21 protein-coding genes and 1 pseudogene are annotated in these 25,219 nt (G+C 68.5%); 11 read left to right on the forward strand and 11 right to left on the reverse strand.

What is annotated here, in order from left to right; genetic code table 11:
* The first annotated feature begins 34 nt into the window (after positions 1 to 34).
* From G6N19_RS20105 to G6N19_RS20115, 3 genes are all read left to right on the forward strand, one after another.
* Positions 35 to 646, forward strand: coding sequence for a TetR/AcrR family transcriptional regulator (locus tag G6N19_RS20105; protein WP_013828945.1), 612 nt, complete (start codon positions 35 to 37; stop codon positions 644 to 646).
* A 104-nt stretch (positions 647 to 750) separates the two neighbouring features.
* Positions 751 to 1,182, forward strand: coding sequence for an MmpS family transport accessory protein (locus tag G6N19_RS20110; RefSeq protein WP_041319828.1), 432 nt, complete (start codon positions 751 to 753; stop codon positions 1,180 to 1,182).
* Complete coding sequence (locus tag G6N19_RS20115; RefSeq protein ID WP_013828943.1) at positions 1,179 to 4,049, forward strand: MMPL/RND family transporter; 2,871 nt, start codon at positions 1,179 to 1,181, stop codon at positions 4,047 to 4,049. Before G6N19_RS20110 ends, G6N19_RS20115 begins: the two co-directional genes overlap by 4 nt.
* On the opposite strand, the gene G6N19_RS20120 is transcribed toward G6N19_RS20115, so the two are convergent.
* The 6 genes and pseudogenes from G6N19_RS20120 to G6N19_RS20145 all read right to left on the reverse strand — a co-directional run bounded on the left by G6N19_RS20120 (position 4,015) and on the right by G6N19_RS20145 (position 11,721).
* Complete coding sequence (locus G6N19_RS20120; protein ID WP_013828942.1) at positions 4,015 to 5,175, reverse strand: PPE family protein; 1,161 nt, start codon at positions 5,173 to 5,175, stop codon at positions 4,015 to 4,017. The two genes, G6N19_RS20115 and G6N19_RS20120, sit on opposite strands and share 35 nt — an antisense overlap.
* 133 nt (positions 5,176 to 5,308) lie before the next feature.
* Positions 5,309 to 7,126, reverse strand: coding sequence for a fatty acyl-AMP ligase (locus G6N19_RS20125; RefSeq protein WP_193465506.1), 1,818 nt, complete (start codon positions 7,124 to 7,126; stop codon positions 5,309 to 5,311).
* A gap of 112 nt (positions 7,127 to 7,238) precedes the next feature.
* Positions 7,239 to 7,886, reverse strand: a pseudogene (locus G6N19_RS20130) (TetR/AcrR family transcriptional regulator); the annotation flags it as partial.
* 2 nt (positions 7,887 to 7,888) lie between these two features.
* Positions 7,889 to 10,705 carry an MMPL/RND family transporter gene (locus G6N19_RS20135; protein WP_041317873.1) on the reverse strand — a complete coding sequence of 939 codons (2,817 nt, stop codon included), beginning with the start codon at positions 10,703 to 10,705 and terminating at the stop codon, positions 7,889 to 7,891.
* The gene (locus G6N19_RS20140) at positions 10,702 to 11,133 is read right to left on the reverse strand and encodes an MmpS family transport accessory protein (protein ID WP_041317870.1); all 432 of its coding nucleotides are present in this window, start codon (positions 11,131 to 11,133) and stop codon (positions 10,702 to 10,704) included. Before G6N19_RS20140 ends, G6N19_RS20135 begins: the two co-directional genes overlap by 4 nt.
* Before the next feature lie 207 nt (positions 11,134 to 11,340).
* Positions 11,341 to 11,721, reverse strand: a complete 381-nt coding sequence (locus G6N19_RS20145) for a hypothetical protein (RefSeq protein ID WP_232062444.1) — start codon at positions 11,719 to 11,721, stop codon at positions 11,341 to 11,343.
* Positions 11,722 to 12,116: 395 nt separating this feature from the next.
* Between G6N19_RS20145 and aceA the strand changes: the two genes are divergently transcribed.
* Positions 12,117 to 14,414 carry an isocitrate lyase ICL2 gene (gene aceA / locus G6N19_RS20150; RefSeq protein WP_013828936.1) on the forward strand — a complete coding sequence of 766 codons (2,298 nt, stop codon included), beginning with the start codon at positions 12,117 to 12,119 and terminating at the stop codon, positions 14,412 to 14,414.
* A 19-nt stretch (positions 14,415 to 14,433) separates the two neighbouring features.
* Here aceA and G6N19_RS20155 read toward each other — a convergent pair whose 3' ends face one another.
* A complete protein-coding gene (locus G6N19_RS20155; RefSeq protein ID WP_232062727.1) occupies positions 14,434 to 15,348 on the reverse strand; it encodes a GlxA family transcriptional regulator in 915 nt (304 codons plus the stop codon).
* 209 nt (positions 15,349 to 15,557) lie between these two features.
* On the opposite strand from G6N19_RS20155, the gene G6N19_RS20160 reads away from it, so the two are divergent.
* Positions 15,558 to 16,208 (forward strand): HD domain-containing protein, encoded by a 651-nt coding sequence (locus G6N19_RS20160; RefSeq protein WP_013828934.1) that lies wholly within the window; start codon positions 15,558 to 15,560, stop codon positions 16,206 to 16,208.
* 221 nt (positions 16,209 to 16,429) lie between these two features.
* On the opposite strand, the gene G6N19_RS20165 is transcribed toward G6N19_RS20160, so the two are convergent.
* Genes G6N19_RS20165 through G6N19_RS20175 form a run of 3 tightly spaced genes read right to left on the reverse strand, consistent with a single transcriptional unit; the run spans position 16,430 to position 19,398 of the window.
* Positions 16,430 to 17,407 (reverse strand): NAD-dependent epimerase/dehydratase family protein, encoded by a 978-nt coding sequence (locus tag G6N19_RS20165; protein WP_013828932.1) that lies wholly within the window; start codon positions 17,405 to 17,407, stop codon positions 16,430 to 16,432.
* Positions 17,408 to 17,409: 2 nt separating this feature from the next.
* On the reverse strand, positions 17,410 to 18,108 hold the full coding sequence (locus G6N19_RS20170) for an Rv0518 family GDSL lipase (protein WP_081465652.1): 699 nt from the start codon (positions 18,106 to 18,108) through the stop codon (positions 17,410 to 17,412).
* A gap of 36 nt (positions 18,109 to 18,144) precedes the next feature.
* Positions 18,145 to 19,398, reverse strand: coding sequence for an acyltransferase family protein (locus G6N19_RS20175; RefSeq protein WP_013828930.1), 1,254 nt, complete (start codon positions 19,396 to 19,398; stop codon positions 18,145 to 18,147).
* A 112-nt stretch (positions 19,399 to 19,510) separates the two neighbouring features.
* Here G6N19_RS20175 and G6N19_RS20180 point away from each other — a divergent pair, with 112 nt between their 5' ends.
* The 5 genes from G6N19_RS20180 to G6N19_RS20200 all read left to right on the forward strand — a co-directional run bounded on the left by G6N19_RS20180 (position 19,511) and on the right by G6N19_RS20200 (position 24,034).
* The gene (locus G6N19_RS20180; protein ID WP_041317865.1) at positions 19,511 to 21,472 is read left to right on the forward strand and encodes a neutral/alkaline ceramidase; all 1,962 of its coding nucleotides are present in this window, start codon (positions 19,511 to 19,513) and stop codon (positions 21,470 to 21,472) included.
* A gap of 99 nt (positions 21,473 to 21,571) precedes the next feature.
* On the forward strand, positions 21,572 to 22,030 hold the full coding sequence (locus G6N19_RS20185; protein ID WP_013828928.1) for an STAS domain-containing protein: 459 nt from the start codon (positions 21,572 to 21,574) through the stop codon (positions 22,028 to 22,030).
* A 59-nt stretch (positions 22,031 to 22,089) separates the two neighbouring features.
* Entirely contained in the window at positions 22,090 to 22,611 is a 522-nt protein-coding gene (locus tag G6N19_RS20190) for a phosphatase PAP2 family protein (protein WP_013828927.1), read from the forward strand.
* The gene (yaaA, locus tag G6N19_RS20195) at positions 22,608 to 23,354 is read left to right on the forward strand and encodes a peroxide stress protein YaaA (RefSeq protein ID WP_013828926.1); all 747 of its coding nucleotides are present in this window, start codon (positions 22,608 to 22,610) and stop codon (positions 23,352 to 23,354) included. Before G6N19_RS20190 ends, yaaA begins: the two co-directional genes overlap by 4 nt.
* A 17-nt stretch (positions 23,355 to 23,371) precedes the next feature.
* The gene (locus G6N19_RS20200; RefSeq protein ID WP_013828925.1) at positions 23,372 to 24,034 is read left to right on the forward strand and encodes a M15 family metallopeptidase; all 663 of its coding nucleotides are present in this window, start codon (positions 23,372 to 23,374) and stop codon (positions 24,032 to 24,034) included.
* Here the strand turns inward: G6N19_RS20200 and G6N19_RS20205 are convergent.
* Positions 24,027 to 24,341, reverse strand: coding sequence for an MTH1187 family thiamine-binding protein (locus tag G6N19_RS20205; protein ID WP_013828924.1), 315 nt, complete (start codon positions 24,339 to 24,341; stop codon positions 24,027 to 24,029). The genes G6N19_RS20200 and G6N19_RS20205 overlap by 8 nt on opposite strands.
* A gap of 50 nt (positions 24,342 to 24,391) precedes the next feature.
* Between G6N19_RS20205 and dtd the strand changes: the two genes are divergently transcribed.
* On the forward strand, positions 24,392 to 24,823 hold the full coding sequence (dtd, locus tag G6N19_RS20210) for a D-aminoacyl-tRNA deacylase (protein WP_013828923.1): 432 nt from the start codon (positions 24,392 to 24,394) through the stop codon (positions 24,821 to 24,823).
* Positions 24,824 to 25,219 lie beyond the last annotated feature (396 nt).

Genomic DNA, 25,219 nt, shown 5'->3' on the forward strand with positions numbered 1-25,219 from the left:
GTTCGGTGTCCGTCGGTTGTCAAGGGGGTCGCTGATGGCACGCCGACGTGGCTGGGGGGGTAATCCGCCCCACAGCGACGAGGAGGCGAGCCGGCGGATCATCGCCGCGGCCGTCGACCTGGTCGCCGAGACGGGTGCGGCGGTGTCGCTGGCCGACGTCGCCGGCTCGCTGGGCGTCATCCGGCAGACGGTGTATCGCTACTTCCCCACCGCCGACGCCCTGATGCGCGCCGTGGCGATCGCCTCGGTCGACGACTTCCTCGACCGCCTCACCGACCACGTCCGCGGCATCCATGACCCCGCCGACGCGCTCACCGAGGGCACGCTCTACACCCTCGATGCGGTCACCGGCTCCCCGCACCTGGGCGCGATGCTGTCGTCGACCTCCCCGCTCAACCGGGAGATGACGTCCGAGGAGTCCCTGACGTTCGGAATGCGCATGGTCGACCGGTTCGACGTCGATTGGGCGCAACACGGCTACGACGCAGCGAGCCAGCGCGAACTGGTCGAGTTCACCCTGCGCGTCATGTTGTCGTTCATCGTGGCCCCCAACGACCCCGGCCGCTCCCCCGATGAGCTGCGCCGGTTCCTGCGGCGCTGGCTGGGCGAAGCGGTCGCCGCGCAACGGCGCCGGCCCACCCGGTAACGCCGATCACAGGCCGGCCGGGCACCGCTGCGACCCGATAGATACCCCTGGGGGTATATTGACGCACATCGGTCGAATCGAGGGAGGTGCCGAAGATGGCCACCATGTTCACCATCGCGAAGCGGGCCTGGGTGCCACTGGTGATCGCTGCCGCCGCGGTCGCCGGAACCGTGGCGGTGGTCAACCTGCGCGGCGCGTTCGGATCCGACGAGATCTTCCACTGGGACGGCAGCGGCTCGGCGCCCATCGACTCCATCAACGAAAAACAGGTCGTCTACGAGCTTTTCGGCCCGCACGATTCCGCGGGCGGGGTCAGTTACCTCGACGAGCAGACGCAGCCCGTGCAGGCGACATTCACCCGGCTGCCGTGGCGTTACACCATCACCACGACGAGCCCCGCCGTGATCGGCAACCTAGTGGCCCAAGGTGATGGGGACCGGATCGGTTGCCGCATCACCGTCAACGGCGCCGTCAAAGATGAACACATCGCCGTCGGGCACCACGCTCAGACCTTCTGTCTGGTCAAAGCGGCATGAGCGGCCACAGCAACCCCCGCCCGCGCTACATGCGCCTGGTTCGCCGGCTGGCCTGGCCGCTGATCGTCTTCTGGCTGCTGCTGACGGTCGGCCTCAATGTGCTGGTGCCGCCGATCGAATCGGTGGCGCGCGAGCACGCGGTGACGATGTCCCCGCAGGATGCGCCGTCGCTGATCGCCGCGAAGCACATCGGTGCGAAGTTCCACGAATTCGACTCCGACTCCCTGGTCATGCTGGTGCTCGAGGGTGAGAACGAACTCGGCCCGGAGGCGCACCGCTACTACGACACGCTGATCGCCAAGCTGTCCGCCGATCCCGAACACGTCCAGCACATCACCGACCTGTGGGGCGATCCGATCACCGCCGCCGGCGTGCAGAGCAGTGACGGGAAAGCCGCCTACGCGCAGATCAACACCGCCGGGGATCAGGGCAGCACACTGGGCAACGAGTCGGTCGACGCGGTGCGCAAGATCGTCGCCTCGGTGCCGGCGCCGGACGGGGTGAAGGCCTACGTCACCGGCCAGGCGGCGCTGACCACCGATATGACCGAAGCCGCCGACAAATCCATGCTCAAGATGATGGGGGTCACCGGCGTCGTCATCATCATCATGCTGGCGCTGGTCTACCGTTCGGCGGCCACCGTGGCGCTGGCGCTGGTGATGGTCGGCTTCGAGATGGGCACCGCCCGCGGTCTGGTCGCGCTGCTCGGCAACGCGGGCCTACTGGGCTTTTCGACGTTCGTGGTCGCGATGCTGTCGTCGCTGGCGATCGCGGCCGGCACCGACTATGCGATCTTCTTGATCGGCCGCTACCACGAGGCCCGCAACGCCGGGGAAGACCGTGAAACCGCGTGGTACTCGATGTTCCGCGGCACCTGGCACGTGATCCTGGGCTCGGGGCTGACGATCGCCGGCGCCTCGCTGTGCCTGCACTTCGCCCGGCTCTCCTACTTCAAGGCACTGGGCATCCCCTCGGCGCTGGGCCTGCTGGTGGTGATCGCCGGTGCGCTGACCGTCGCTCCGGCGATCGTCGCGGTCGCCGCCCCGCTGCTCGACCCCAAGCGGGTCGAGGGGCGCGGCTGGCGCCGGATCGGCACCGCGAACGTCCGCTGGCCCGGCCCGGTGTTCGTGGCCGCGTTGCTGGTCACCCTGGTCGGGATGCTCGCGGTGCCGGGCATGAAGATCAGCTACAACGACCGGTATTACATCCCGGCCGATCTGCCGGCCAACGTCGGCTACGAGGCCGCCGAACGTCATTTCAGCGCCGCGCGGATGAATCCCGACGTGCTGATGGTCGAGGCCGATCACGACCTGCGCAACCCGGCCGACATGATCATCTTGGACCGGATCGCCAAGAACATCTTCCGCACCCGCGGGGTGGAACGCGTCCAGAGCATCACCCGGCCGCTGGGCAGCCCCATCGACCACACGTCGATACCGTTCCAGGTCAGCATGGGCGCCGTGCCGATCCAGCAGAACCTGCAGTTCATGAATGAGCGGCTCGCCGACATGCTCACCATGAGCGACGAGCTCGGCGCCACCATCGACTCGATGAACCGGCTGCGCGAGTTGGTCATGCGGATGGGCGATACCACCGGCCGGATGCATACCGACATGGCCGACATCACCTCGACCGTCGACGAGATCCGCGACCACATCGCTGATTTCGACGATGTGGCCCGGCCGGTGCGCAACTACTTCTACTGGGAGCAGCACTGCGTCGACATCCCGGTCTGCCATGCGGTGCGGTCGGTGTTCGACGCCTACGACGGCATGGATCAGTTCAGCGAGAAGATGCGGCCGCTGCTCGATGACATCAACGACATGGACGCGGTGATCCCGCAGATCGTCGGCCAGTTCACCCCGATGATCGCGGTGGCCGAATCCATGCGGGCCAGTCTGCTGCGCATGCACAGCAGCTTCGCCGGACTGGTGACCCAGATGGCGCGGATGACCGACACCGCCACGGAGATGGGGCGGGCCTTCGACGCCTCCAGGGCCGACGACTACTTCTATCTGCCGCCGGAGGCCTTCGACAACCCCGATTTCCAGAAGGGCTTGCAGCTCTTCGTGTCTCCGGACGGCACTGCCGCCCGGTTCATCGTCACCTACGACGCCGATCCGGCCACCCCCAAGGGCATCTCCGTCGTGGAGCCGATGCTGGCCGCCGCCCACGACGCGGTGAAGGGCACCCCGCTGACCGGCGCCACGTTCTATCTCACCGGGACCGCGGCGGTCTACAACGACATCCAGTCCGGTTCCGCCTACGACATTCTGATCGTCGGCGTGGCCGCGGTGACGCTGATCTTCATCGTGATGCTGCTGATCACCCGGGCGCTGGTGGCCGCCGCGGTGATCGTCGGGACGGTGCTGCTGTCGCTCAGCGCGGCGTTCGGGCTGTCGGTGCTGGTGTGGCAGCACATCTTCGGGCTGCCGCTGAATTGGATCGCCCCGGTGTTCGGCGTGATCATCCTGCTGGCCGTCGGCTCGGACTACAACCTGCTGTTGGTCTCGCGGTTCGCCGAAGAGATCGATGCCGGAATCAACACCGGGATCATCCGCTCCATCGGCGGAACCGGGTCGGTGGTCACCGCGGCAGGCCTGGTGTTCGCGTTCACCATGATGTCGATGGCGGTCAGCGACCTGTACTCGATCGGCCAGGCGGGCAGCACGATCGGACTGGGGCTGCTGTTCGACACCTTGATCGTGCGGTCGTTTCTGACCCCGTCGATCGCGGCGCTGCTCGGCCGCTGGTTCTGGTGGCCGCTACGGGTACCACCGCCGCATGCCGCGGGTACTCCCGGCGTTTCGACGGCCGCGCCAGGCTCGGCGGCTACCCGGCCGCCGGTGACCGCGGGATCACCGTAGGCCGAAAGTCGTACTGGGTGGCCGTCGCGCCGATACCCCCGCGCCCGGCCAGGTTGCCGACCGGGACCATCGGCGGCACCGCTGCCGGATGTCCCGCCGGTCCCGCCACCGAACCGGTGAGAGGCAAGCCCGCGGCGGTCGGGCCGGTCGCCGCACCCACACCGGTCCAGCCGGGCGGCACCGACAGCGCGCCGATCGAGGCGCCCCGCCCCAGCCCGGCCGTTGCCGCTTGCCCGGTCGTGAGGCCGGTCAGCGTCACCGTACCGCTGCCGGTGGTCAGCGCCCCTGACGCTGCAATCGGTGCCGCCGCACCGGCCGCAGCCCCCTTGGCGCCGTTGGTGCCGGTCATGAGCATCCGCATCAGCATGGTCATCGGCATCATCGCCATCCGCAACGGCATGGTCAGCGAGGTGAGGCCGGACAGCGAGGCCGACGACGCATTCGAGGGCGTCTCAGTCGCCGGCGCCGCCAGCCCCTGCAGTGCCGTCGGGGTTGCCGAGATCAGCTGCGGCCCTTGCGACATCAAAGCCTCGGTGTCGGTTCCGGTGGTGGCCGCCGCGGACTGCGCGACCGAGTAGGACTGGGTGATCTGGCCGGACGGGTCGGTGGTCTGCGGCGGTGAGGTGAACGGACTGACGCGGGTGGCTAGCGCCGACGCCCCGGCATAGCCGTACATCGCCGCCGTGTCCTGAGCCCACATCTCCAGGTAGTCCGCTTCGGTAGTGGCGATCGCCGCGGTGTTCTGCCCCAGGATGTTCGTCGCCGTCAGCGTCGCCTGCAGACTGCGGTTCGCCGTGATGAGTGGCGGCGGAACCGTGGCGGCGAACGCGGTTTCGTAGGCCGCCACCGCCGCCGACACCTGGGCCGCGGCCTGCTGAGCCTGCGCTCCGGTGGCGTTGAGCCAGGTGATGTAGGGGCCGGCCGCAGCCGCCATGGCCACCGACGACGGCCCCGCCCACGACCCGGTGGTCAGGCCGGCGATCACCGAACCGTAGGACGCGGCTGCCGAGTTCAGTTCGGTGGCCAGCTCCTGCCAGGCTGTGGCGGCGGCCAGCAACGAACCCGGCCCCGCACCGGCGTAGATCCGCGCCGAGTTGATCTCCGGCGGCAGGGCTCCGAAATCCATTGCCTCCCCTTATATCCTGGCCGACGAACGGCCGACGAGTCTCTAAGGAGGCTAATTAGCAGTTTTTGGTGTCCCGCATGTCCGCGCTGTGCGCCCGCTGTGCGGTGCCGGCGATGACGCGCCAGGGCCGGCGTCAGGCCAGCCCGCCCGCGAGATACTGCTCGCGACACGCCGTACGTCCGAGTTTGCCGCTGGTGGTGCGCGGGATCGCCCCCGCCGGGACGAACACGACGTCGGCGGCGGCCAACCCGTGCACCCGTGACACCTCCGCGCGGATCGCCGCGACCGCCGGCCCCGGATCCTTGCGGCCGGTCCCGGTGGCGCGCTCGGCGACGATCACCAACCGGTCGGCGGGATCGGCAGTGAACGCCACCGCGTATCCGGGGCGCACCATCGGTGAGGCCTGCGCCACCGTGGCCTCGACATCGTGCGCGTAGTGGCCGCGACCGTCGATGGTCATCAGGTCCACCGTCCGGCCGGTCACATACAGTTCGCCGTTGCGATAGAACCCGAGATCGCCGGTGCGCAACCAGCTGCCGTCGATGGGCGCACGCTCGGCGTGACTGCCCTCCAACCGGCGCTGCAGCCGCGCGCCGAAGACTCGCCGGGTCTCCTCCGGTCGGCGCCAATAGCCGGCGGTGACATTGTCGCCGTGCAGCCAGATCTCGCCGACATGACCGTCGGGTAGTTCCTCACCGGTGCCGGCGTCGACGATGACCGCCCACAAGCTGCGGGCGACCCTGCCGCATGACACCCGAGTCACCGCATCCGGGGCGTCGGCGGCCACCGGCACCGCGCGGCCCGCACCGAGTTGCTCGCGCCCCAGATGCAGCACACTCGCCTCGGCGTCGGGGTCGATCGTCGCCACGAACAGGGTGGCCTCGGCGATACCGTAGGAGGGCTTGATCGCGGTGCGCGGCAGCCCGAAGCGGGCGAACGCCTCGTTGAAGGCGGTGATCGCCGACATGCTCACCGGTTCAGATCCGATGATCATCACCACGTTCGACAGGTCGACACCGGCATCCGGCGCCGGCAGGCCACGTTGGGCGGCGAGTTCGTAGGCGAAGTTCGGCGCCGCGGTGACCACCCGGCCGCGCCGTGAGGCGTCCGACAGGGCGTTGATCCAGCGTTGCGGCCGGCGGATGAACGCGGTCGGTGAGATCAGCGTGGAGTGCCCGCCGTAGACCGCGGGAAACCCGATCATCGACAGACCCATGTCATGGTAGAGCGGTAACCAGCTGAGCCCGTGCGTGTTTCGGTCCAGCATGTCGATCGACAGGATCATCTGCAGCAGGTTGGTTCCCACCGAACGGTGGGTCACCTGCACGCCCACCGGCGGCCGGGTGGCGCCGGAGGTGTACTGCAGATGCGACACACCGTCGATATCGATCTCCACCGGCACGAATGCTGCGGCGGCCGAATCCGGGATCTCGTCGATGACGACGACCCGCGGCGGCAGCGGCTGCGAGAGCCCGCGGAGGAAGTCCTCGACGATGGGCCGTACCGCTGCCGTGGTCAGGACCACCGACGGGGCGGAGTCGCGCAACGCGGTGTCGAGGCGTTCGGCGTGGCCCGGCAGTTCGGGGGCGAACAGCGGCACCGCGACGGTTGCGCACTTGACCGCCGCGTAGAACCCGACGACGTACTCGAGCCCCTGCGGCGCCAGGATCGCCACCCGGTCACCGCGCGCGGTGACCTGCTGTAGCCGGGCCGCGACCGCGCGTAGCCGCCGCCCGAACTGCGCCCAGGTCAGTTCTACCGCGCGGCCCTCGTCCGGGCCGGCGTAGTCGAGATAGCGGAACGCCACCGCGTCACCGACATTGGCGATGTTGCGGTCGATCAGCGAGATCAGGGTGTCGTCGGGCGGCAAGACGATACCGCCGTCGGCATCCAGGCACTCCTCGATCTGGACCAGGCCCTTGGGTGCCGCCGGGTGCTGCGGGGGATGCATGCCCCGCAGTCTAGGGTTCGGCGTCGGGCCGCTTCCCATTGTCCGGCTTGCTCACCCGAGGATGCCGTTGCCGCGATCGATGCTGCGCCGCAGGCTGCGGTGGTCCGGTGTCGGCAGCGCAGACGGCCGGCAGGATCAGCGTGTCGATGACGCTCCGGATGAACGTCGCGTCGACGCTCTGACCGTTGATGGCCCGCATCAGGCCCATGCCGGTCAAGGCGTCGGCGATCAGCGACCAATCCCGGTCGGGCGGGAGCTCACCGCGTGTCGTCGCCTGTTGCAGGATGGCGGTCACCATGCGCCTGCCCTTCAGCAGCATCAGGTCGTCGAGCGCCGAGCTCAGGTGGGGATCATGCATCGCCTCCATCGCCACCCGCAGCACCAGATCGTTGGGGATCCGCTCGCTGTCGTTGCGCGCCACACGTTCAACCAGCGCGTCGAAGTCACCGGCCAGGCTGCCGGTGTCGGGGGCGTCGTCGTCGATAAGGTCCGGCCGCCAGTACAACAGCGCATCGGTGATCAACGCGGCCTTCGACGACCAGCGGCGGTAGATTGCGGCCTTGCCCACCCCGGCACGGGTGGCGACGTCGTTCATGTTCGTGCCGTTGTAACCGTGCTCGGTCAACGCGGCCAGCGCGGCGTCGAGAATCGCGGAATCACGCGAGCGATCCAGCCGACCGTCAGTGCGTTGGCGCAGTTTGGATCTCGCGTCCCTCCTGCGTCCCCGACCAGCGACCGGCGACTCATCACCTGCGTCCACGATCACCTACCGCGGTGGCCGGTGATCTTGTAGGTGTCCAGCGGCCACCAGAACCAACGGCCCAGAGCCGCGGCGATCGACGGCGTCATGAAAGCCCGCACCATCAACGTGTCGATGACCAGGCCGATACCGATCGTCATACCCAGTTGACCGACGACACGCAGATCGCTGACCAGCATTGCCATCATGGTGAAGGCGAACACCAACCCGGCGGCGGTGACGACCCGCCCGGTGGCGCCCACGCCACGGATGATGCCGGTGTTGAGTCCGGCGGGGATCTCCTCTTTGAGGCGCGAGACCAACAGCAGGTTGTAGTCCGAGCCCACTGCCAACAGGATCACCATCGACAGCGGCAGCACGATCCACTGCACTCCCAAGCCCAGGATGTCCTGCCAGAACAGCACCGACAAGCCACACGCGATGCCCAGCGATGCGGCCACCGTGCCGACGATCACCAGGGCGGCCACCACGCTGCGGGTGATGATCAGCATGATCGCGAAGATCAGGATCAGTGACGCGATGAGGGCGACCATCAAGTCGATGGTGACGCCGTCCTGCATGTCCGAGTAGAGCGACGCGGTGCCGGCGAGCGAGACCTTCGCGCTGGCCAGCGGAGTGCCCTTGAGGGCGTCCGCCACGACGTCTTTGAGATCCCGGACGTGTGCGATGCCCTGCACCGAGGCTGGGTCGCCCTGGTGGGTGATGATCATCCGAACCGCCTTGTGATCCGGCGACATGAACATCTTGATTCCCCGCTGGAAGTCGGGGTTGTCGAACACGTCCGGCGGCAGGTAGAAGAAATCGTCGTTCTTGGCCTGATCGAAATACAGGCCGATCTCGGTGGCGCCCTTGGCCAGTTCTTGTTGCTGGGCCTGGGTGCCGGCCATGGTGCTGTGGGTCGCGATCATCATGTCGCGCATCCGGTTCATCGACTCGATGTTCTCCCTCAGCACCGGCAGCATCTGCGGCATCAATTCGTCGAGGCGGTCGATGTCGATGGTCAGCCCCTGTATCTGTTGGGCGAGTTGATCGACCCCGTCCAGGGAATCGAAGATCGACCGCAGCGACCAGCAGATCGGGATGTCGAAACAGTGCGGTTCCCAGTAGAAGTAGTTGCGCATGGGTCGCCAGAAGTCGTCGAACTCGGCCAGTCGATCGCGCAATTGATCTGTGGTGTCGGCCATCTCGTGCGTCCTACCCGCCATGCTGTGGGTGGTTTCGCTGGTCTCCTTCATGATCGTGTACATGCGTTCCAGGCTGGCGGCGGTCTTGGCCATCTCGTCGGCCTGCTCGAGCAGCTGTGCCGAATTGTCGTTGTTGAACTTCGCGGCCTGCAGCGTGCCGGCGTTCTGCGCGCCGAGCAGGAACGGGATGGAGCTGTGCTCGATCGGCGCCCCCAACGGCCGGGTGATGGTCTGCACCCGATCGATGCCCCGCATCCGGAAGACGTTCTTGGCGACCTTCTCGATCACCAACATGTCCGAGGGAGTCCGCAGGTCGTGATCGGCCTCGAGCATCAACAGTTCGGGATTCATCCGGGCCTGGGAGAAGTGGCGATCCGCGACATCCATGGCCAGGTTGGCGGGCATGTCGGACGGCGTGAAATTCTGGTCGTTGTACTGAGGCTCATAGGTCAGCAGGCTGACGAAACCCACCACGGCGACCATGCCCGTCAGCAAGATGATCGGGATGGGCCAGCGGACCGTGCTGGTTCCGACTTTGCGCCAGCCCCGCGTCGACAGATTCTGCCTGGCGTCGAGCAGTCCGAATCGCGACGCCACCGTGAGCACCGCCGGCGCCAGGGTCAGTGCCGCGGCGATGACCACCAACAGCGCGATCGCGCAGGGCAGGCCCATGGTCTGGAAGTAGGGCAGCGTGGTCATGTTGAGGCACAGCAACGCACCGACGATGGTGAGTCCGGAACCCAGGATGACGTGCGAGACCCCGCTGTAGGCGATATAGAACGCCGCTTCGGGCTCAAGGCCTTTCGACCTCTCCTCTTGGTAGCGGCCCCACAGGAAGATCACGTAGTCCGTTATGGCGGCCAGCGACAGCATGGTCACCATGCTCACCGCATACGGCGTCAGACCGATGATGTTGAGATTGCCGGCGGCGGCCGTGACACCCATCGCGGCAAACAGCCCCAACCCGATGACCACCATCGACACCAGCATCGTCACCACGGAGCGGTAGATGGTCAGCAGCATCATGATGATGATGGCCACCGACACCAGCTCCATCGTGGCCATGCTCTGATGACCGGCCACGCTGGTGTCGGCATTGAGCACCGTGTTGCCCGCGACATGGGCGGTGATGCCCGGCGGCGGCGTCAGCGAGGCGACGATGTCACGCACAGCCGCCACCGATTCGTGGCTTTCGCTGGTGCCCTGCGAGCCGTTGAGGAAAATCTGCACATAGGCGGACTTGCCGTCCACACTCTGCGCGCCGGCCGCGGTCAGCGGGTCACCCCAGAAGTCCTGAACGTTCTGGACGTGCTCGCGGTCCGCCTCGAGTTTGGCGATGATCTCGTCGTAGAACTGGTGCGCGGCGTCGCCGAGGTGGTCCTCGCCCTCCAGCACCACCATCGCGGTGGAGTCCGAGTCGTACTGCTCGAACACCTTGCCGATATTGAGCATCGCCTGATACGACGGTGCGTTCAGCGGACTGAGCGGCACCGACCGGGTCGCCGCGACCTCCCCCAGCGAGGGGACGAACGTGCCCAGGACGACCGCGAGGAACACCCACGCCAAGACGATCGGCAGCGAGAAGACCCGAACCATCCGGCCGAGGAAGGGGCGATGCGGCGGTAGGGCGCTCATACCGACTTCACCAGGCAGTAGATGAATGGTTTGACGGTGTCGGTGCTGGCGCGGTCATCGCGCACCACGTCATCGACGGTCACCCGGCACCGCAGCCCGCTGACCTGGCGGTCGCCCTGGGCCATGATGTTGGCCGACATCGACGGCAGCGTCGTCACGATTGTGAATGACCAAGGCAGCGAGGCGTTCTCGATGAGATTCGGTTGGCCGTTCTCGTCGAGGTAATTCAGGCTGGCGGTGCCGCCCGTCCCGGTGACCTCGTAGGTGATGTGCTTCGGATTGAAGTTCTCGGTGATCGCGGAGCCCTCCGCCAGATTGGGACCGTGGTGTCCCAGCGAGCCGCGAATCCGCGTGATCGCGTACCCGCCCAGTGTCACGACGACCACCAGCAGTAGTGGAATCCAGAACCGTTTCAACACTCGATACACCGGGTGCGCACCTCCCCCACGTTGGTCTGGGTCACTCCGACGCAGGACAGTCCGATGCGGGCCGGGCAGCGGTGCTCTCACCGACGCGGAACCCGGGTTCCGTCATTGCGACGATCGCAACAGTACCGCACGCGGGCGGCTGGTCTGAGCATCGCGCCGCTGCCGAAGCTGCGGGCTCAGCTCACCGGCGCAACTCGGCCGGCGGGTTCACATCGCCGGTTCGTGCAGCGCCAGGCTGACGAAGAGATAGCCCATGCAGATCAGCAGGTTCAACGCGGCCAGCGTCAAACCGGCGATGATCAGCAACTGAACGAGGCGCCGGCGGTTGCGCCGCGCCCGGGCCAGCCGCTGCTCGCGTTGGATCGCCGTCGCGGCGAGCGCGAAGGTGTAGTCGATCGACTCCGCCGACGCCGGCGGCGCGCCGGCCATCATCTCGCGCAGCCGGGCGGCCGGGATCTGTACGCCGACGCCGGCGAAGCGCCGACTCATCCGCCGCGCCCCCCAGCGGCCCACCGGTCGGACCACCGAAGCGATACGCTGCGGCGGCTGATCCCATGGGGTGTCCCAGCGGCCTGACCGGGCCGTCATAACAGATCACCATAGCCGCGAAAGCCGCCGAATCCACCGGCTTCAGGCAACTTCCGCGACGCCGCCCGCGGCGTGGCCAAGATGTATGGCAAAACTGCGCTATCGCTCAGCGAGCGGCGGCACAATACGTGGCAGCGGCACGCGGAACCCGGCGGTTCACGAGGCTCGACGAAGGAGAGGCGAAGCTGGGACCGCCGCAACAACCCGGCGGTTCACGAGGCTCGACGAAGGAGAGGCGAAGCTGGAACCGCCGCAACAACCCGGCGGTTCACGAGGCTCGACGAAGGAGAGGCGAAGCTGGAACCGCCGCAACAACCCGGCGGTTCACGAGGCTCGACGAAGGAGAGGCGAAGCTGGGACCGCCGCATGACCCCGGCGAACAGGAGCGTAATTCCATGACGACGATCGAGACGAACGCGGCGACGAGCGCACCGGTCCAACGAGACATCGAAGCCGACGTCGCGGCGACACAGCACTACTTCGACAGCCCGCGCTTCGAAGGCATCACCCGCCTCTACAGCGCCCGCCAGGTGGTCGAGCAGCGCGGCACCATCCCTTCGGACTACATCGTGGCGCGCGAAGCAGCGACGGCGTTCTACGCCCGGCTGCGTGAGCTGTTCGCCGCCAAGAAGAGCATCACCACGTTCGGCCCGTATTCGCCGGGTCAGGCGGTGGTGATGAAGCGGGTGGGCATCGAGGGCATCTACCTGGGCGGGTGGGCCACCTCAGCCAAGGGGTCCATCACCGAGGATCCGGGGCCCGACCTGGCCAGCTACCCGCTCAGCCAGGTGCCCGATGAGGCGGCCGGGCTGGTGCGTGCCCTGCTCACCGCCGACCGCAACCAGCACTACCTGCGCCTGCAGATGACCGAGGAGCAACGCGCCGCCACCCCCGCCGTGGACTACCGGCCGTTCATCATCGCCGACGCGGACACCGGTCACGGCGGTGATCCTCACGTACGCAACCTGATCCGGCGTTTCGTGGAGGCCGGCGTGCCCGGCTACCACATCGAGGATCAGCGTCCCGGCACCAAGAAGTGCGGCCACCAGGGGGGCAAGGTGTTGGTGCCCTCCGACGAGCAGATCAAGCGGCTGAATACCGCCCGCTTCCAGTTGGACCTGATGGGCGTCCCCGGCATCATCGTCGCGCGCACCGACGCCGAGGCGGCCAACCTGGTCGAGAGCCGCGCTGACGAACGCGACCAGCCGTTCATCCTGGGCACCACCAACTTGAAGATCCCGTCCTACAAGGCCTGTTTCCTGGCGATGACGCGCCAGTTCTACAACGCCGGGATCACCGAGATCAACGGCCATCTGCTCTACGCCCTCCCCGAGGGCGAGTACACCGCCGCCGACACCTGGCTGGAGCGCAACGGCATCACCGCGCTGATCACGGCGGCGGCCGAGAGTCGGCGCGGCAATGGGCAATCCGTGGACGGCATCTACGACGAGATCGAATCGAAGTTCGTCGAGGCGTGGCAGAACGACGCCGGGCTGATGACGTTCGGGGACGCCGTCGCCGAGATGCTCGAGTTCGCCGAACGTGAAGGCGAACCGAAAGACATGAGCGCCGCGGAATGGCGGGAATTCGCCGCCCGGGCACCGCTTTACACCGCGCGACAGAAGGCAACCGAACTCCATGCCGACCCGGGCTGGGACTGCGAACGGGCCAAGACTCCCGAAGGCTACTTCCAGGTGCGCGGCGGCATTCCCTACGCGATCGCCAAGTCGCTGGCCGCCGCCCCCTTCGCCGACTTGTTGTGGATGGAGACCAAGACCGCCGATCTCGACGACGCCCGCGAGTTCGCCGAGGCGATCCACGCCGTGTATCCCGACCAGATGCTCGCCTACAACCTGTCCCCCTCGTTCAACTGGGACACCACCGGCATGACCGACGAGCAGATGCGGGCCTTCCCAGCTGAACTCGGCAAAATGGGGTTCGTCTTCAACTTCATCACCTACGGCGGCCACCAGGTCGACGGGGTGGCCTCCGAGGAGTTCGCGGCGACCCTGCTGCAGGACGGCATGTTGGCGCTGGCCCGGCTGCAGCGCAAGATGCGGCTGGTCGAGTCGCCCTACCGGACCCCGCAGACCCTGGTCGGGGGACCGCGTAGCGACGCCGCACTGGCCGCCTCGTCGGGCCGCACCGCCACCACCAAGGCGATGGGCGCAGGCTCCACCCAGCATCAGCACCTGGTGCAGACCGAGGTTCCCAAGAAGCTGCTCGAGGAATGGCTGGCGTTGTGGGCCGAGCACTATCAGCTCGGGGAGCGACTGCGCGTGCACCTGCGGCCGACCCGGCCCGGCTCCGATGTGCTGGAACTGGGGATCTACGGTGACGACGACGAGAAGCTCGCCAACGTGATCGTCGACCCGATCAAGGACCGGCATGGGCGCAGCATCCTGACAGTGCGCGACCAGAACACCTTCGCCGAGAAGTTTCGGCAGAAGCGGCTGATGGACCTGACCCACCTGTGGCTGATCCACCGCTTCAAGGCTGCGGCGGTGCACTATGTCACGCCCACCCAGGACAACCTGTATCAGACCGAGAAGATGAAGGCACACGGCATGTTCAGCAGCGTCCACCAGGAGGTCGGCGAGATCATCGTCGCCGACGTGAACCAGCCGCGCATCGACGAACTGCTGGCACCGGACCGGGCGGCGCTGGGCAAGCTGATCAGCAAGGAGGACTAGTCAGCCCCGCGGAGCTCCGTCAACTGCGGGCGGTGGTACGGAACCGGTCCCGGTAGGCCTTCGGTGAGACACCGAAACGGTCGATGAACACCCGCCGCAGGGTTTCGGCGCTGCCGAATCCCGCCCGGCCGGCCGAGTCGGCGACCGAGTGGCCGGCGTCGAGCGCGGCCCGGGCAGCATCAACGCGCACCTTTTCGACGTAGCGGGCCGGGGTGGTCCCCAGTTCGGACTGGAACAGCCTGGTCAGTTGCCGCTTGCTCAAGGCGGCGCGCACCGCAAGCGAATTCACGCTGTGATCGGCCGCCGGGTCCGCTGCGATCGCGTCAGTGACCGCGCGCAGCGCAGACTGCTGCGGCGGGTGGGCCTCGACCAGCACCGAGAACTGAGACTGACCGCCCGCACGCTTGAGATAGACGACCAGCCACCGGGCCACCTCACGCACCAGTTCACTGCCGTAGTCCATTTCGACCAGCGCCAACGCCAGATCGATGCCCGCCGACACCCCGGCCGAGGTGAAGACGTCGCCGTCCCGGATGAAGATCGCATCCGGCTCGACGGTGACATCCGGGAACGCCCGCGCCAACAACGGCGCGTCGTGCCAATGCGTGGTGGCGCGCCGCCCGCTGAGCATTCCAGCCTGGGCGAGAATGAACGAACCCGTGCAGATCGACGCCAGACGCCGGGTCCGGCTCGCCACTGATCTGACGGCGTCGACGAGCTGCGGATCGATCGCTCGCCGGGGCAGCAGGTCACTGCCGGCGACCATGACGGTGTCGGCCGAGTCGACGGCGGCGATGCGGTCGGTGACGCCCAACCGGGCCCCGATCGAGGTCGCCACGTCGCGGCCGTCGACTGAGGCGAACCTCACCCGATAGTCGGCACCGAATCGGTTGGCCTCCACGAAGACTTCCGCCGCCCCGGCGACATCGAGCATCGTCACGTCGTCGAAGACCACGATCACCACCACCCGTGGTCCCACACCGGCCTGCGCCACCTGGCCATTATGTCGGCCGGCGCCCGGGCGTCTCGCGCGACGGGCTGCGGCGAGTGTCGCAATCTGTGGGAAAACTGGCGCGAACAGCCGCGGTGCGAGCATCAGGTGCCACGCAGACTGGGCGTACCCGAAACGGAGGAGATGCGACCATGGCCACCCAGTCCATCGAAACAATCGCTGACATCACCATTCCCGACACCGCGCTGGCTCGCGAGATCACCGAGTTCATCCGCGACACCGAAGACGACTTGCTGTTCAACCACTCTCGCCGGGTCTTCCTATTCGGCGCACTGCAGGGCCGGCGCCGCGGCCTGCAACCGGACCTGGAACTGCTCTACGCCGGAGCCATGTTCCACGACCTCGGCCTGACCCGGCGCTACCGCACCTCGACGGTGCGCTTCGAGGTCGACGGCGCCGACGCAGCACGCGACTTCCTACTGCAACGCGGCGTCGACAAGGCTGACGCCGACAAGGTCTGGCTGGCCATCGCCTTGCACACCACGCCGGGGGTGCCCGAGTTCCTCGACCCGGAAATCGCCCTGGTCAGCGCCGGTGTCGAAACCGACGTGATCGGCATCGGACGCGATGACCTGTCCCCCGAGGACATCGCCGCCGTCACGACGGCCCATCCGCGCCCCGACTTCAAGAGACAAATCCTCGCCGCCTTCAACGACGGGATGAAACACCGCCCCCACACCACTTTCGGCACCATGAACGCCGATGTCGTGGCGCACTTCGACCCGGGGTTCGTGCCGACCGATTTCACCGACCTCATCCTCGGCAACTCATGGCCCGAGTAGGCGCCGACATGCGTCTGGTGATCGCCATGACCGGTGCCACCGGTGCCGCGCTGGGCCCGGCGGGACGAGTACGGGATCGGCATCCCCTACTTCGGCGACGCCGGACGGGAAATGCTGACCCTGGAGAAGTTGAGCAGGCGCTTCCAGCAGGTCTGAGCCGGTTCCATCGCCTCCCTCGAGTCCCCTGGCACCGTGCTCTTCGCCGGAGGCGGCGACGCCGGTTAGCCGCGGATCCCCGCGACGGTATCGGCCAGTGTGTCCCGGGGATCGCGGAACACGACGGCGAGGTCGCGTTCGGCCGGGGAGTCATCGGAGGCGGGCATCTGGGTGTAGTACTGCATACCGGCCTCGGTGAACGGGGTCGAGATCGGCAGCGCCCGCTCGACCTGGTCCAAGACACGTCCCGCCCAGCGCAGGGCGAGGTCCGGGACGGGCACCGCGAGCATCGGCGAACCCGACACCTCGGCAAGCAGGCTCGCCAACCGTCCCGGGGGCACCCGCCGACCGCCGGCCATGTAGCGGCGCGGGCCGCGCCCAGGCTCCAGCAGCGCGACATGCATGGCAGCCAGGTCACGAACGTCGATCACCAGCCAGGCTGCGCCGCGCCCGGGGATGACATGCATCTCCAGCGCGGCCCGCACTCCTTCGCCGGCCTCCCCCAGCCGGTCTCCGACCGGCGGGCCGAGCACCATGCCCGGATAGGTGATGTTGACCGGGGCACCGGCATCCTGCAAGCCACGCGCATACAGATCCTCACGGGCTTTCGACCGACCGTAGCCGTCGGCGCCACCGGCCACCGGCAGGTCGGCCCGCAGCGTCTTCAGGCCCGGGTGGAACAGCGCGGTGAAGCTGGAGACGTGAATGATCGGGTCCAGCCCCAACGCGACCGCCCCGCCGAGCACGTTGTGGGCGCCGGCCGAGTTCGTGCGCAGCATCTGCGCGGTCTGGCGTGGATCGGTGGCGACCACCGCGGCGGCATGCACGACCGCGTCGCAGCCGCGCAGCGCCTCGCGTACCGAGTCCGCGTCGGTGATGTCACCGACGACGTAGTCGGAGACGTCGACACCGAGCCGTGCCACGCTGCTGTGCAGACCGGCCGGGTTTCGGACCAGGAACCGCGGCCGGTGCCCGGCATCGGCGATCGCCTTGGCGGTCCACCCGCCGACGAATCCGGTTCCCCCGGTGATCAATACCCGCATGGTCAGGTCCTTTTCGGCAGTTGGCCGGCGATCAGGGGGACGATCTTGTCGGCCATGTAGGCATGTCCGGCATCGGTGGGATGCACGCCGTCGGGGCCGATCAGCTCCGGCCGGCCGACGAACCAGCCTTCGGCGAGCGGATCGACGAACTCCGCCCCCACCACGCGCGCCTCGGTGCTCAGGATGTCGCGGATCCGCCACAGATCGGCGGGCACCTCCGCGGTGGGCCACGGCGGCCCGATCACCAGCATCCGGGTCGACGGTGCCGCCCGGCGTGCCAGCCCGAGGGTGTCGGCGACCAACCTGGTCAGCTGGCCCGGTTCGACGTCCTGGTCGTTACGGGAGCCGAAGAACACCACCAGTGCGTCGTCTGGCTGCACCACCCGGGCGGTCAGGTCCCCGAACAGGCCGCCCCGGTTACCGCGCACCGCGTAACCCGCGCCGCCCTCGGCCGCCACGTCGGCGTGGACGTAGGTGCCGCGGCCGGCCAGCGTCTGCCAGGCCCGCTCGGTCCAGTTCGCCGCACCGCGACCGGTGTCCTCGTATCCGGAGGTGTAAGAGTCGCCGATCACCGCGATCCGGTTCGGCGAGGCACTCAGCGACACCGTGTCGTAGTGGCGCGCGGAATCGTCATCGCGTGCCAGGTAGCCGGTGCAGGCGACGACGGCGAGCACGATGGCCACCAGCGAGCCGGCGAACATCGTCAGCCGGCCCACCGCTCACCTCCCCCGAACGGGTCAGTGCACACTGACCGGAACCGCCTCGGTGCGTCCGTTCCGGAGCCGCTCATCCGCCGCCACGGCGGCGACCGGGTCGACGGCCAGCGGATCCTCGACCGGCGTGACTTGCGCCGTCTCCGGCCGGGCCCCGATCATCCGGCGCATCCAGCGCCGACCCGGCTCCTCGACGGCGTGGAACAAAAACACCGACAACAGCGTCGCCCCCGCCAGCAGCCCGCACACCATCCACTTGGCCGCACCCGCCCCCTCGTCCAACACGATCTCGAATTGTATTGCGGCCCAGTTCCACGCGGTGTGCACCAGCTCGTGGACCATGTACAGACAGAACGAGATCTGCCCGCCGTAGACCATCACCCGAGTCGACAGCAGCACCGGCAGGCTGCCGGTTCCGATCGCCAGCGCCATCACCAGCGGCACGAACAGCACATCGACCAGCCCGCCGCTGTCGTACAGCCCGGAGATCGGATGCGCGTCGAAGTAGTACAGGGTCCCGACGATCGCAACGATGAGCAACACCGAGCAGTAGCCGGCGCCACGGCGGGCCCGGTCGCTCGGCCCCAGCTTGCGCACCGACGCGCAGGCCAGCGCGCCGGCGGTGAACTGCATGACGATGCGCGGCAGCCAGCTCCACGGGGTGTAGAACTGGCCGGTGGCCAGCAACAGCAGCAGCGGCGGCAGCGAGGCGATGACCGCCAGCGCGGCCAGGCCACCGGCCGACGTCGCCCGCATCACCCGGTAGATCACCAGGATCAGCCCACCGAACAGCAGGTATGCCAGCCATTCGGCACTGATCGACCAGGCCGGCCCGTTCCAGCTGGTCCCGTCGAAGAACGGCTCGAACCACAGCTGCATCAGCAGGACCTGTCGCACGTAGCTGGTCGCGGTCATCCTGCTGAGGTCTTCGGTCGGCACATGGCCGACGTGCAGGGTGAAGATCACCCACAGCAGCGCCAGGTGCAAGGTGACCAGGTAGATCGGCCACACCCTGGCCAGCCGCAACCACAGGAAGTGCAGGGTGGCCCGCGGTGAGAAGGACTCCCCCATCCGTTCCAGGTAGTTCCAGGTCAGCACGAAGCCACTGAGGATGAAGAACAGATCGACGCCCTGAGCCCCGCAGTCGAGCACCGGGGCGAGCGCATCGCTGAAGGCCGGCGACCCCAGTCGCAGCAGCGGCCGGAAGTGGAACAGCACCACCCACACCGCGGCGATGATGCGAAGCCCGGTGAGGGCTTTGATCTCTCCGCTGCGCACAACACTCTTTCGCCGATGGGCTGTAGCCGTCTTGACTGGCCTCTGTCGCGGGGACAGCGTATCGACCGGGACTGCCGAATCGCGAGCGACCACGCCCGGTGATACTTGAGCGATGCCAGAGGAGTATCGGGTGGGCCGCGGGATCGCCGACATCACCGGCGAGCCGGCCGAATGCGGAATGCTCGGCTACGGCGTGGCCTCCCAGCAGACCTCCGGCCTGCACAACAGGTTGCGCGCCCGGGCGTTCGTGATCGTCCACCCCGCCAGCGAGGTGCGCCTGCTGCTGGTGGTGTGCGAACTGCCGCTGCTGCTGGAAAGCGTGCACCGCGAGGTGCTCGGTCGGCTGGCCGCCGCCCACGGCGAGCTGTACACCGTCCACAACGTGATGCTGACGGCGACACACACCCATTGCGGTCCGGGCGGCTACTCCGACCACCGGCTCTACAACTCCAACACCGGCGGATTCCGGCCGCAGACGTTCGCCGCGATCGTCGACGGCATCTGCGAAGCCGTCGAGCGCGCACACGCCGACCTCGCTCCCGCCAGCCTGAGCCTGGCCGTCGGCCGGTTGCACGACGCCAGCAGCAACCGCTCGCCGTCGGCGTTCGCCCGCAACCCGGAGGCCGAGCGCGCCCACTTCCCCGACGCGATCGACCCGCAGACCACGCTGCTGCGCATCGAACGCAGCGGCCGGCTGGTCGGCGCGGTGAACTGGTTCGCCACCCACGGCACGTCCATGACCAATCGCAACACCTTGATCAGCGGCGACAACAAGGGCTACGCCGCCTACCGGTGGGAGCGCATCGACCGCGGCGTCGACTACCTGGCACCCGATCCGCCCGACTTCGTCGCGGCCTTCGCCCAGACCAACAGCGGCGACATGTCGCCCAATCTCAACCACCGTCCCGGCAGCGGCCCCACCGAAGACGAGTTCGAGAACACCCGAATCATCGGGGAACGGCAGGCCGCCGCGGCCGCCGACCTGACGACCGGGCACGGCGCCGAGGTCACCGGCGGCCTTGCCGCCCTGGCCACGTACGTCGATCTGTCGGATTTCGAGGTCTCACCCGAGTTCACCGGTGACGGCCGAACCCATCGCACCGGCCCCGCGGTGGCCGGGGCGGCGGCACTGGCCGGTACCGATGAGGGCCCGGGCCCGCTGCACCCACTGCTCAGACAGGGCCGCAACTGCATCGTCGACTCGCTGGTCGACGCCACCGTCTACCGCGTGGCGCCGCGACTCCGCGACGCCCACGCACCCAAGGGCCTGGTGGGGCCGGGCAGCCGACTGAATCGGGCCCTGACGCTGATGCCCAACGGCGGCCCCGTGCAGTTGCTGCGCATCGGGCAGCTGTATCTGATCGGCATCCCCGCCGAGGTGACCATCGTGGCCGGGTTGCGATTACGGCGCACCGTGGCCGCCATCGTGGGCGCCGAGTTGCGCGATGTGCTGGTGGCCGGCTACAGCAACGGCTACCTGCACTACGTCACCACTCCCGAGGAGTACCAGGAACAGCGCTACGAGGGTGGCAGCACGCTGTTCGGACGCTGGGAACTGGCCGCGCTGCAGCAGGTGGCGGCCGGGCTGGCCACCGCGATGCGTGATCGGCGGCCGGCGCCGGTCGGCAACGCTGCGGCCGAGCCACCCCGCAGGCGGCGGTCGCGCCGGCGGGTCAGCGCCGACGAGCCGGCCGCCGGCCGCCGGTTCGGCGAGGTGCTGGCACCGCCGCTGGCCCACTACCAGCCGGGGGCCACGGTGACGGCGGTGTTCGCCGGCGCCCACCCGAACAACGACCTGCACCGTGGCGGCACCTACCTGCGGGTTGAGCGGCAGACCGGCGGTGCCGAGGGTGGCTGGAGCACCGTGGCCGACGACGGGGACTGGTCGACGACGTTCCGCTGGCGCCGCGCCGGGCGCCGCGGGTCGACCGTCACCGTGACCTGGACGGTGCCCGAGAACACCGCCGCCGGACGCTACCGGCTGCGCTATGACGGCGACGCCCGCGGGCTCGAGGGCCAGCGCACCGCTTTCACCGGGTCGACCGAGCCCTTCGAGATCTCACGAAAGCGTTAAGAGGCCGCCCAAGCTGCCTTAACTTCGCCGCCTAACGTCGGGAAATGTCACCGTCGGCCACCTGCCGACAATGACCGGATATCGGAAGCGGGGGCTGGTATGGCTATCACGATCACCACTCGGAGCGCAGCGCGGATCGGTCAGCAAGGCAACCCCACCGTGAAGTGCGGTGACGCGCAGATTCGAGCGCACTCCCGGCACCTCGCGACGGTGATCACGATCCGGGGCCGCATCGACTCCAGCAACGTCGACGAGCTCAGCGAGCACGCCCGTCGCTTCGTCCTGGCCAAGGAGCCGCTGCTGCTCGATCTGAGTGGAGTGACCTCGTTCGCCGCCGCCGGCATCTGGCTGCTGTGCGTCCTCGACGGTGACTGCCGCGCCGCGGGCGTCGACTGGACGCTCATCGAGGGCCCCGCTGTCAGCGAACTGCTCGGTGACTTCGACGAGGACGCCATGTTCCCGACGGCCCGCTCAGTCGAGCAGGCGCTGCACGCGCTCGCCGACGGCAACGACCGGCGCCGGCAGGCACTGCTGCCACTGTTCCAGAAGTCGGCCTAGCAATAGGCCGGAGGTACCCCGGCGCCGCCGCGGCGCTGCGCTGGTGGCCGCCGGTCGGCGTGCTGGCGACGCTGGCCCTGGGATGGGCGGTAGGCCGCGGCTCGACACCCTTCGACGGCTGGTTCAGCCATCGCACCCGCGAGGTGTTCGGTGAGCAACCGCGGTGGCTGTTGGCCTTCACCAGCGGCTGGCTGGTGCTCGCAGTGCTGGTGGGATGTTTGGCGGTCACCCTGCTCAGGCGGCAGTGGGCGCTGACGGCGGCGGTGCTGATCTGCCCGTTCGTCGTCACCGCGGCCGCCCAGGGCCTCAAGCACCTCTTCGACCGCCGCAACGGCCCCTACCTGGCATATCCCAGCGGACACACCGCACTGCTGGTCGCGGTGCTGGCCATGATGGTCGTGGTGGCCCACGCCTGCCGGGAGGCTCGGCGCTGGGCGCTGGCACTGGCGGCGGCGCTGAGCGTGCTGGGCATGCTCGGGCTGGTGGCCTGCGGCTACCACTTCCTCACCGACACGCTCGGCGCCGCGATGCTCGCCACTGCGCTGGTGTGCGCGGCCGCTCGGTTAACCTCTGCGCTGTGATCGTGCTGCTACCCCCGTCGGAGACCAAGCGCACCGGCGGTGACGGGCAGCCGTTGCGACTCGACGCACTGGGGTCGCCGCAACTGAACGGGCTGCGGGCGACGCTGGTGGACGAGTTGATCGCGCTGGCCGCGGACCCGGAGGCCAGCCGGCACGCGCTGGCGCTCTCGGCTGCCCAGGACGCCGAGATCGAACGCAACGCGCAGCTGCGGACCGCGCCGACGGCGCCGGCGATCAACCGTTACACCGGGGTGCTCTACGAGGCGCTCGACGTCGATTCGCTGCGCGGCGCAGCGGCGGCGCGTGCAACGGCTCGGCTGGCGGTCGGATCGGCGCTGTTCGGGCTGCTGCGGGCGACCGATCAGGTGCCGGCCTACCGGCTCTCGGCGGCCTCGAAGCTGCCCGGACAGCCCGGGCTGGCCAAACGCTGGCGGCCCGTCCTGGAGCCGGTGCTGGCCGACATCGCCGCCGCCGAACTGGTCGTCGACCTGCGATCCGGCGCCTATGCGTCGCTGGCCAGGATTCCCGGTGCCGTCGGCGTCGACGTCGTCGCCGAACATCCCGATGGCCGGCGGGTCTCGGTCAGCCATTTCAACAAGGCCCACAAGGGCCGGCTGGCGCGGGCGCTGGCCTCGGCCAAGGCCGAGCCGGACGACGTCGCGGGCGTGGCGGCGACCGCCCGGCGAGCCGGGATGCGGGTGGAACGCGACGACCACCGCTTGACCATCGTGGTTGCGGCATGAGACGCGACAATGGCCGAATGGCGACGCTGCGGATCCTGATGTTCGCCGCGCTGATCGCCGGCTGGCTGCCGGCCGGGCCGGCCGCGGCGGCCCCCGGGGGCGACGTGCCGCCGCTGCCCGCACCCGCCCGCGCGGCCGGTTTCGTCGACGTCCGCAGCGCCGTGCCCGACGCGATCATCGACCTGCGGTACGCCACGACCAACAACTTCACCGGCGTGCAGCTGTATCCGGCGAACGCCCGGTGCCTGGTGCACGAGTCGCTGGCCCCGGGGTTGGCGGCGGCGGCCGATGTGTTGCGCCGCCGCGGCCGAACGCTGGTGTTCTGGGACTGCTACCGCCCGCATGAGGTGCAGGTCCGGATGTTCGAGGTGGTGCCGGACCCGAATTGGGTTGCCCGCCCGGGACCGCTGGCCCGCAGCCACGAGACCGGGCGGTCGGTCGACGTGACGACCGCCGACCCGCGGGGCCGGCTGGTCGAGATGGGCACCGGCTTCGACGACTTCTCGCCCCGTGCCGCTGCGTTCGCCGAGGGGATCGGCGCGCAGGCCGCCGCCGAACGCGCCGCCCTGCGCGAGGCAATGAGTGCCGGCGGCCTCGCCGTCTATTCCGGGGAGTGGTGGCACTTCGACGGGCCGGGCGCCGGCGTCGGCAGACCGATCCTCGATGTGGCGGTCAACTGAGCGGTGGCGCCGCCAGGTGCCGCTCCACCGACTCCACCTTGGTGCTCATCGCGTCGACCGCGCCGGCTCGCCAGTCGGCCTTGATCACCGTGCTCACTCGTGGTGACCGGGCAGCCACCGCTTCCACCGCCCGCTGCACGACCGCCATCGCCTCGGCCCAGCTGTCGCTTTCGATCACGGTGAACATCGCATCGGTGCGATTCGGCAGGCCCGACTCGCGAACCACCCGCACCGCTTCCGCGACGATCTCGCCAACTCCCTCGCCCACCCCCAGCGGCGTGACCGAGAACGCAACCAGCACCGACACCTGACGCCCCTCTCGGAGTTCCCAGCGCGAGCGTACCTACCATCGAGCCCGTGCGGGTTCTGGTGCAACGAGTCTCGTCGGCGCGAGTCACGGTCGACGGCGAAACCGTCGGCGCCATCGCCCCGGACGGACAGGGACTGGTGGCGCTGGTCGGGGTCACCCACGACGATGACGTGAAGACAGCCCACCGGCTCGCCGAAAAACTCTGGCAGTTGCGCATTCTCGATGAGCAACGTTCGGCCTCCGATGTCGGCGCACCGATTCTGGTGATCAGCCAGTTCACCCTCTACGCCGACACCGCCAAGGGGCGCCGCCCGTCCTGGAATGCCGCTGCGCCCGGCGCTGTCGCCGAGCCGCTGGTGGAGGAGTTCGCCGAGGCGCTGCGGCGGCTGGGCGCCCGGGTGGCCACCGGCCGATTCGGGGCGCACATGCACGTCGAACTGGTCAACGACGGCCCTGTCACCGTGCTGCTCGAGCTCTGAGGCGAAACTCGCCGTGCCCGGCCCGGCGCCCCGTTAACGTTGCCAGGACGGACAAGTGGGCCAAGCCGTGCGCACCATACAGACTATGTGGAATGCCATCGGCACCCTATTCGGCAGCAACGCCCTGTTCTGATCTACTTGATTGCGTCGGGACACAGTTCCTGTTGTGCGGTACCAGCAATACCGTGACCGTCTCCGAGAATGCCGCTCCCTCCCGGGAATCCGGCCACGGTATCCAGGCTTGAGCCATCTCGCGATGCCGAGCACATGAAGTGCCCGAGGGCGGCGTACCGCCTACACGGTCTGCTCAAACACGGGCTGCGTCGAAATCGGCTCACCGGCGGAAGCCGCTTACCGGTGCCGTGGTCGACTCACCGGAGACTGCGGTTTGTCGCG

The organism is Mycobacterium novum, assembly GCF_010726505.1.
Taxonomy (GTDB): Bacteria; Actinomycetota; Actinomycetes; order Mycobacteriales; family Mycobacteriaceae; genus Mycobacterium; species Mycobacterium algericum.

What these genes read in the sequence shown, in the direction of transcription:
- G6N19_RS20165 (WP_013828932.1), bottom strand. Translation starts at nt 17,407, where the DNA reads ATGCGGGTATTGATCACCGGGGGAACCGGATTCGTCGGCGGGTGGACC.
- G6N19_RS20125 (WP_193465506.1), bottom strand. Translation starts at nt 7,126, where the DNA reads ATGCATCCCCCGCAGCACCCGGCGGCACCCAAGGGCCTGGTCCAGATC.
- G6N19_RS20115 (WP_013828943.1), top strand. Translation starts at nt 1,179, where the DNA reads ATGAGCGGCCACAGCAACCCCCGCCCGCGCTACATGCGCCTGGTTCGC.
- G6N19_RS20145 (WP_232062444.1), bottom strand. Translation starts at nt 11,721, where the DNA reads ATGACGGCCCGGTCAGGCCGCTGGGACACCCCATGGGATCAGCCGCCG.
- G6N19_RS20105 (WP_013828945.1), top strand. Translation starts at nt 35, where the DNA reads ATGGCACGCCGACGTGGCTGGGGGGGTAATCCGCCCCACAGCGACGAG.
- G6N19_RS20200 (WP_013828925.1), top strand. Translation starts at nt 23,372, where the DNA reads ATGGCGACGCTGCGGATCCTGATGTTCGCCGCGCTGATCGCCGGCTGG.
- G6N19_RS20185 (WP_013828928.1), top strand. Translation starts at nt 21,572, where the DNA reads ATGGCTATCACGATCACCACTCGGAGCGCAGCGCGGATCGGTCAGCAA.
- G6N19_RS20120 (WP_013828942.1), bottom strand. Translation starts at nt 5,175, where the DNA reads ATGGATTTCGGAGCCCTGCCGCCGGAGATCAACTCGGCGCGGATCTAC.
- G6N19_RS20180 (WP_041317865.1), top strand. Translation starts at nt 19,511, where the DNA reads ATGCCAGAGGAGTATCGGGTGGGCCGCGGGATCGCCGACATCACCGGC.
- G6N19_RS20110 (WP_041319828.1), top strand. Translation starts at nt 751, where the DNA reads ATGTTCACCATCGCGAAGCGGGCCTGGGTGCCACTGGTGATCGCTGCC.
- aceA (WP_013828936.1), top strand. Translation starts at nt 12,117, where the DNA reads ATGACGACGATCGAGACGAACGCGGCGACGAGCGCACCGGTCCAACGA.
- G6N19_RS20155 (WP_232062727.1), bottom strand. Translation starts at nt 15,348, where the DNA reads ATGCTCGATGTCGCCGGGGCGGCGGAAGTCTTCGTGGAGGCCAACCGA.
- G6N19_RS20170 (WP_081465652.1), bottom strand. Translation starts at nt 18,108, where the DNA reads ATGTTCGCCGGCTCGCTGGTGGCCATCGTGCTCGCCGTCGTCGCCTGC.
- G6N19_RS20160 (WP_013828934.1), top strand. Translation starts at nt 15,558, where the DNA reads ATGGCCACCCAGTCCATCGAAACAATCGCTGACATCACCATTCCCGAC.
- G6N19_RS20135 (WP_041317873.1), bottom strand. Translation starts at nt 10,705, where the DNA reads ATGAGCGCCCTACCGCCGCATCGCCCCTTCCTCGGCCGGATGGTTCGG.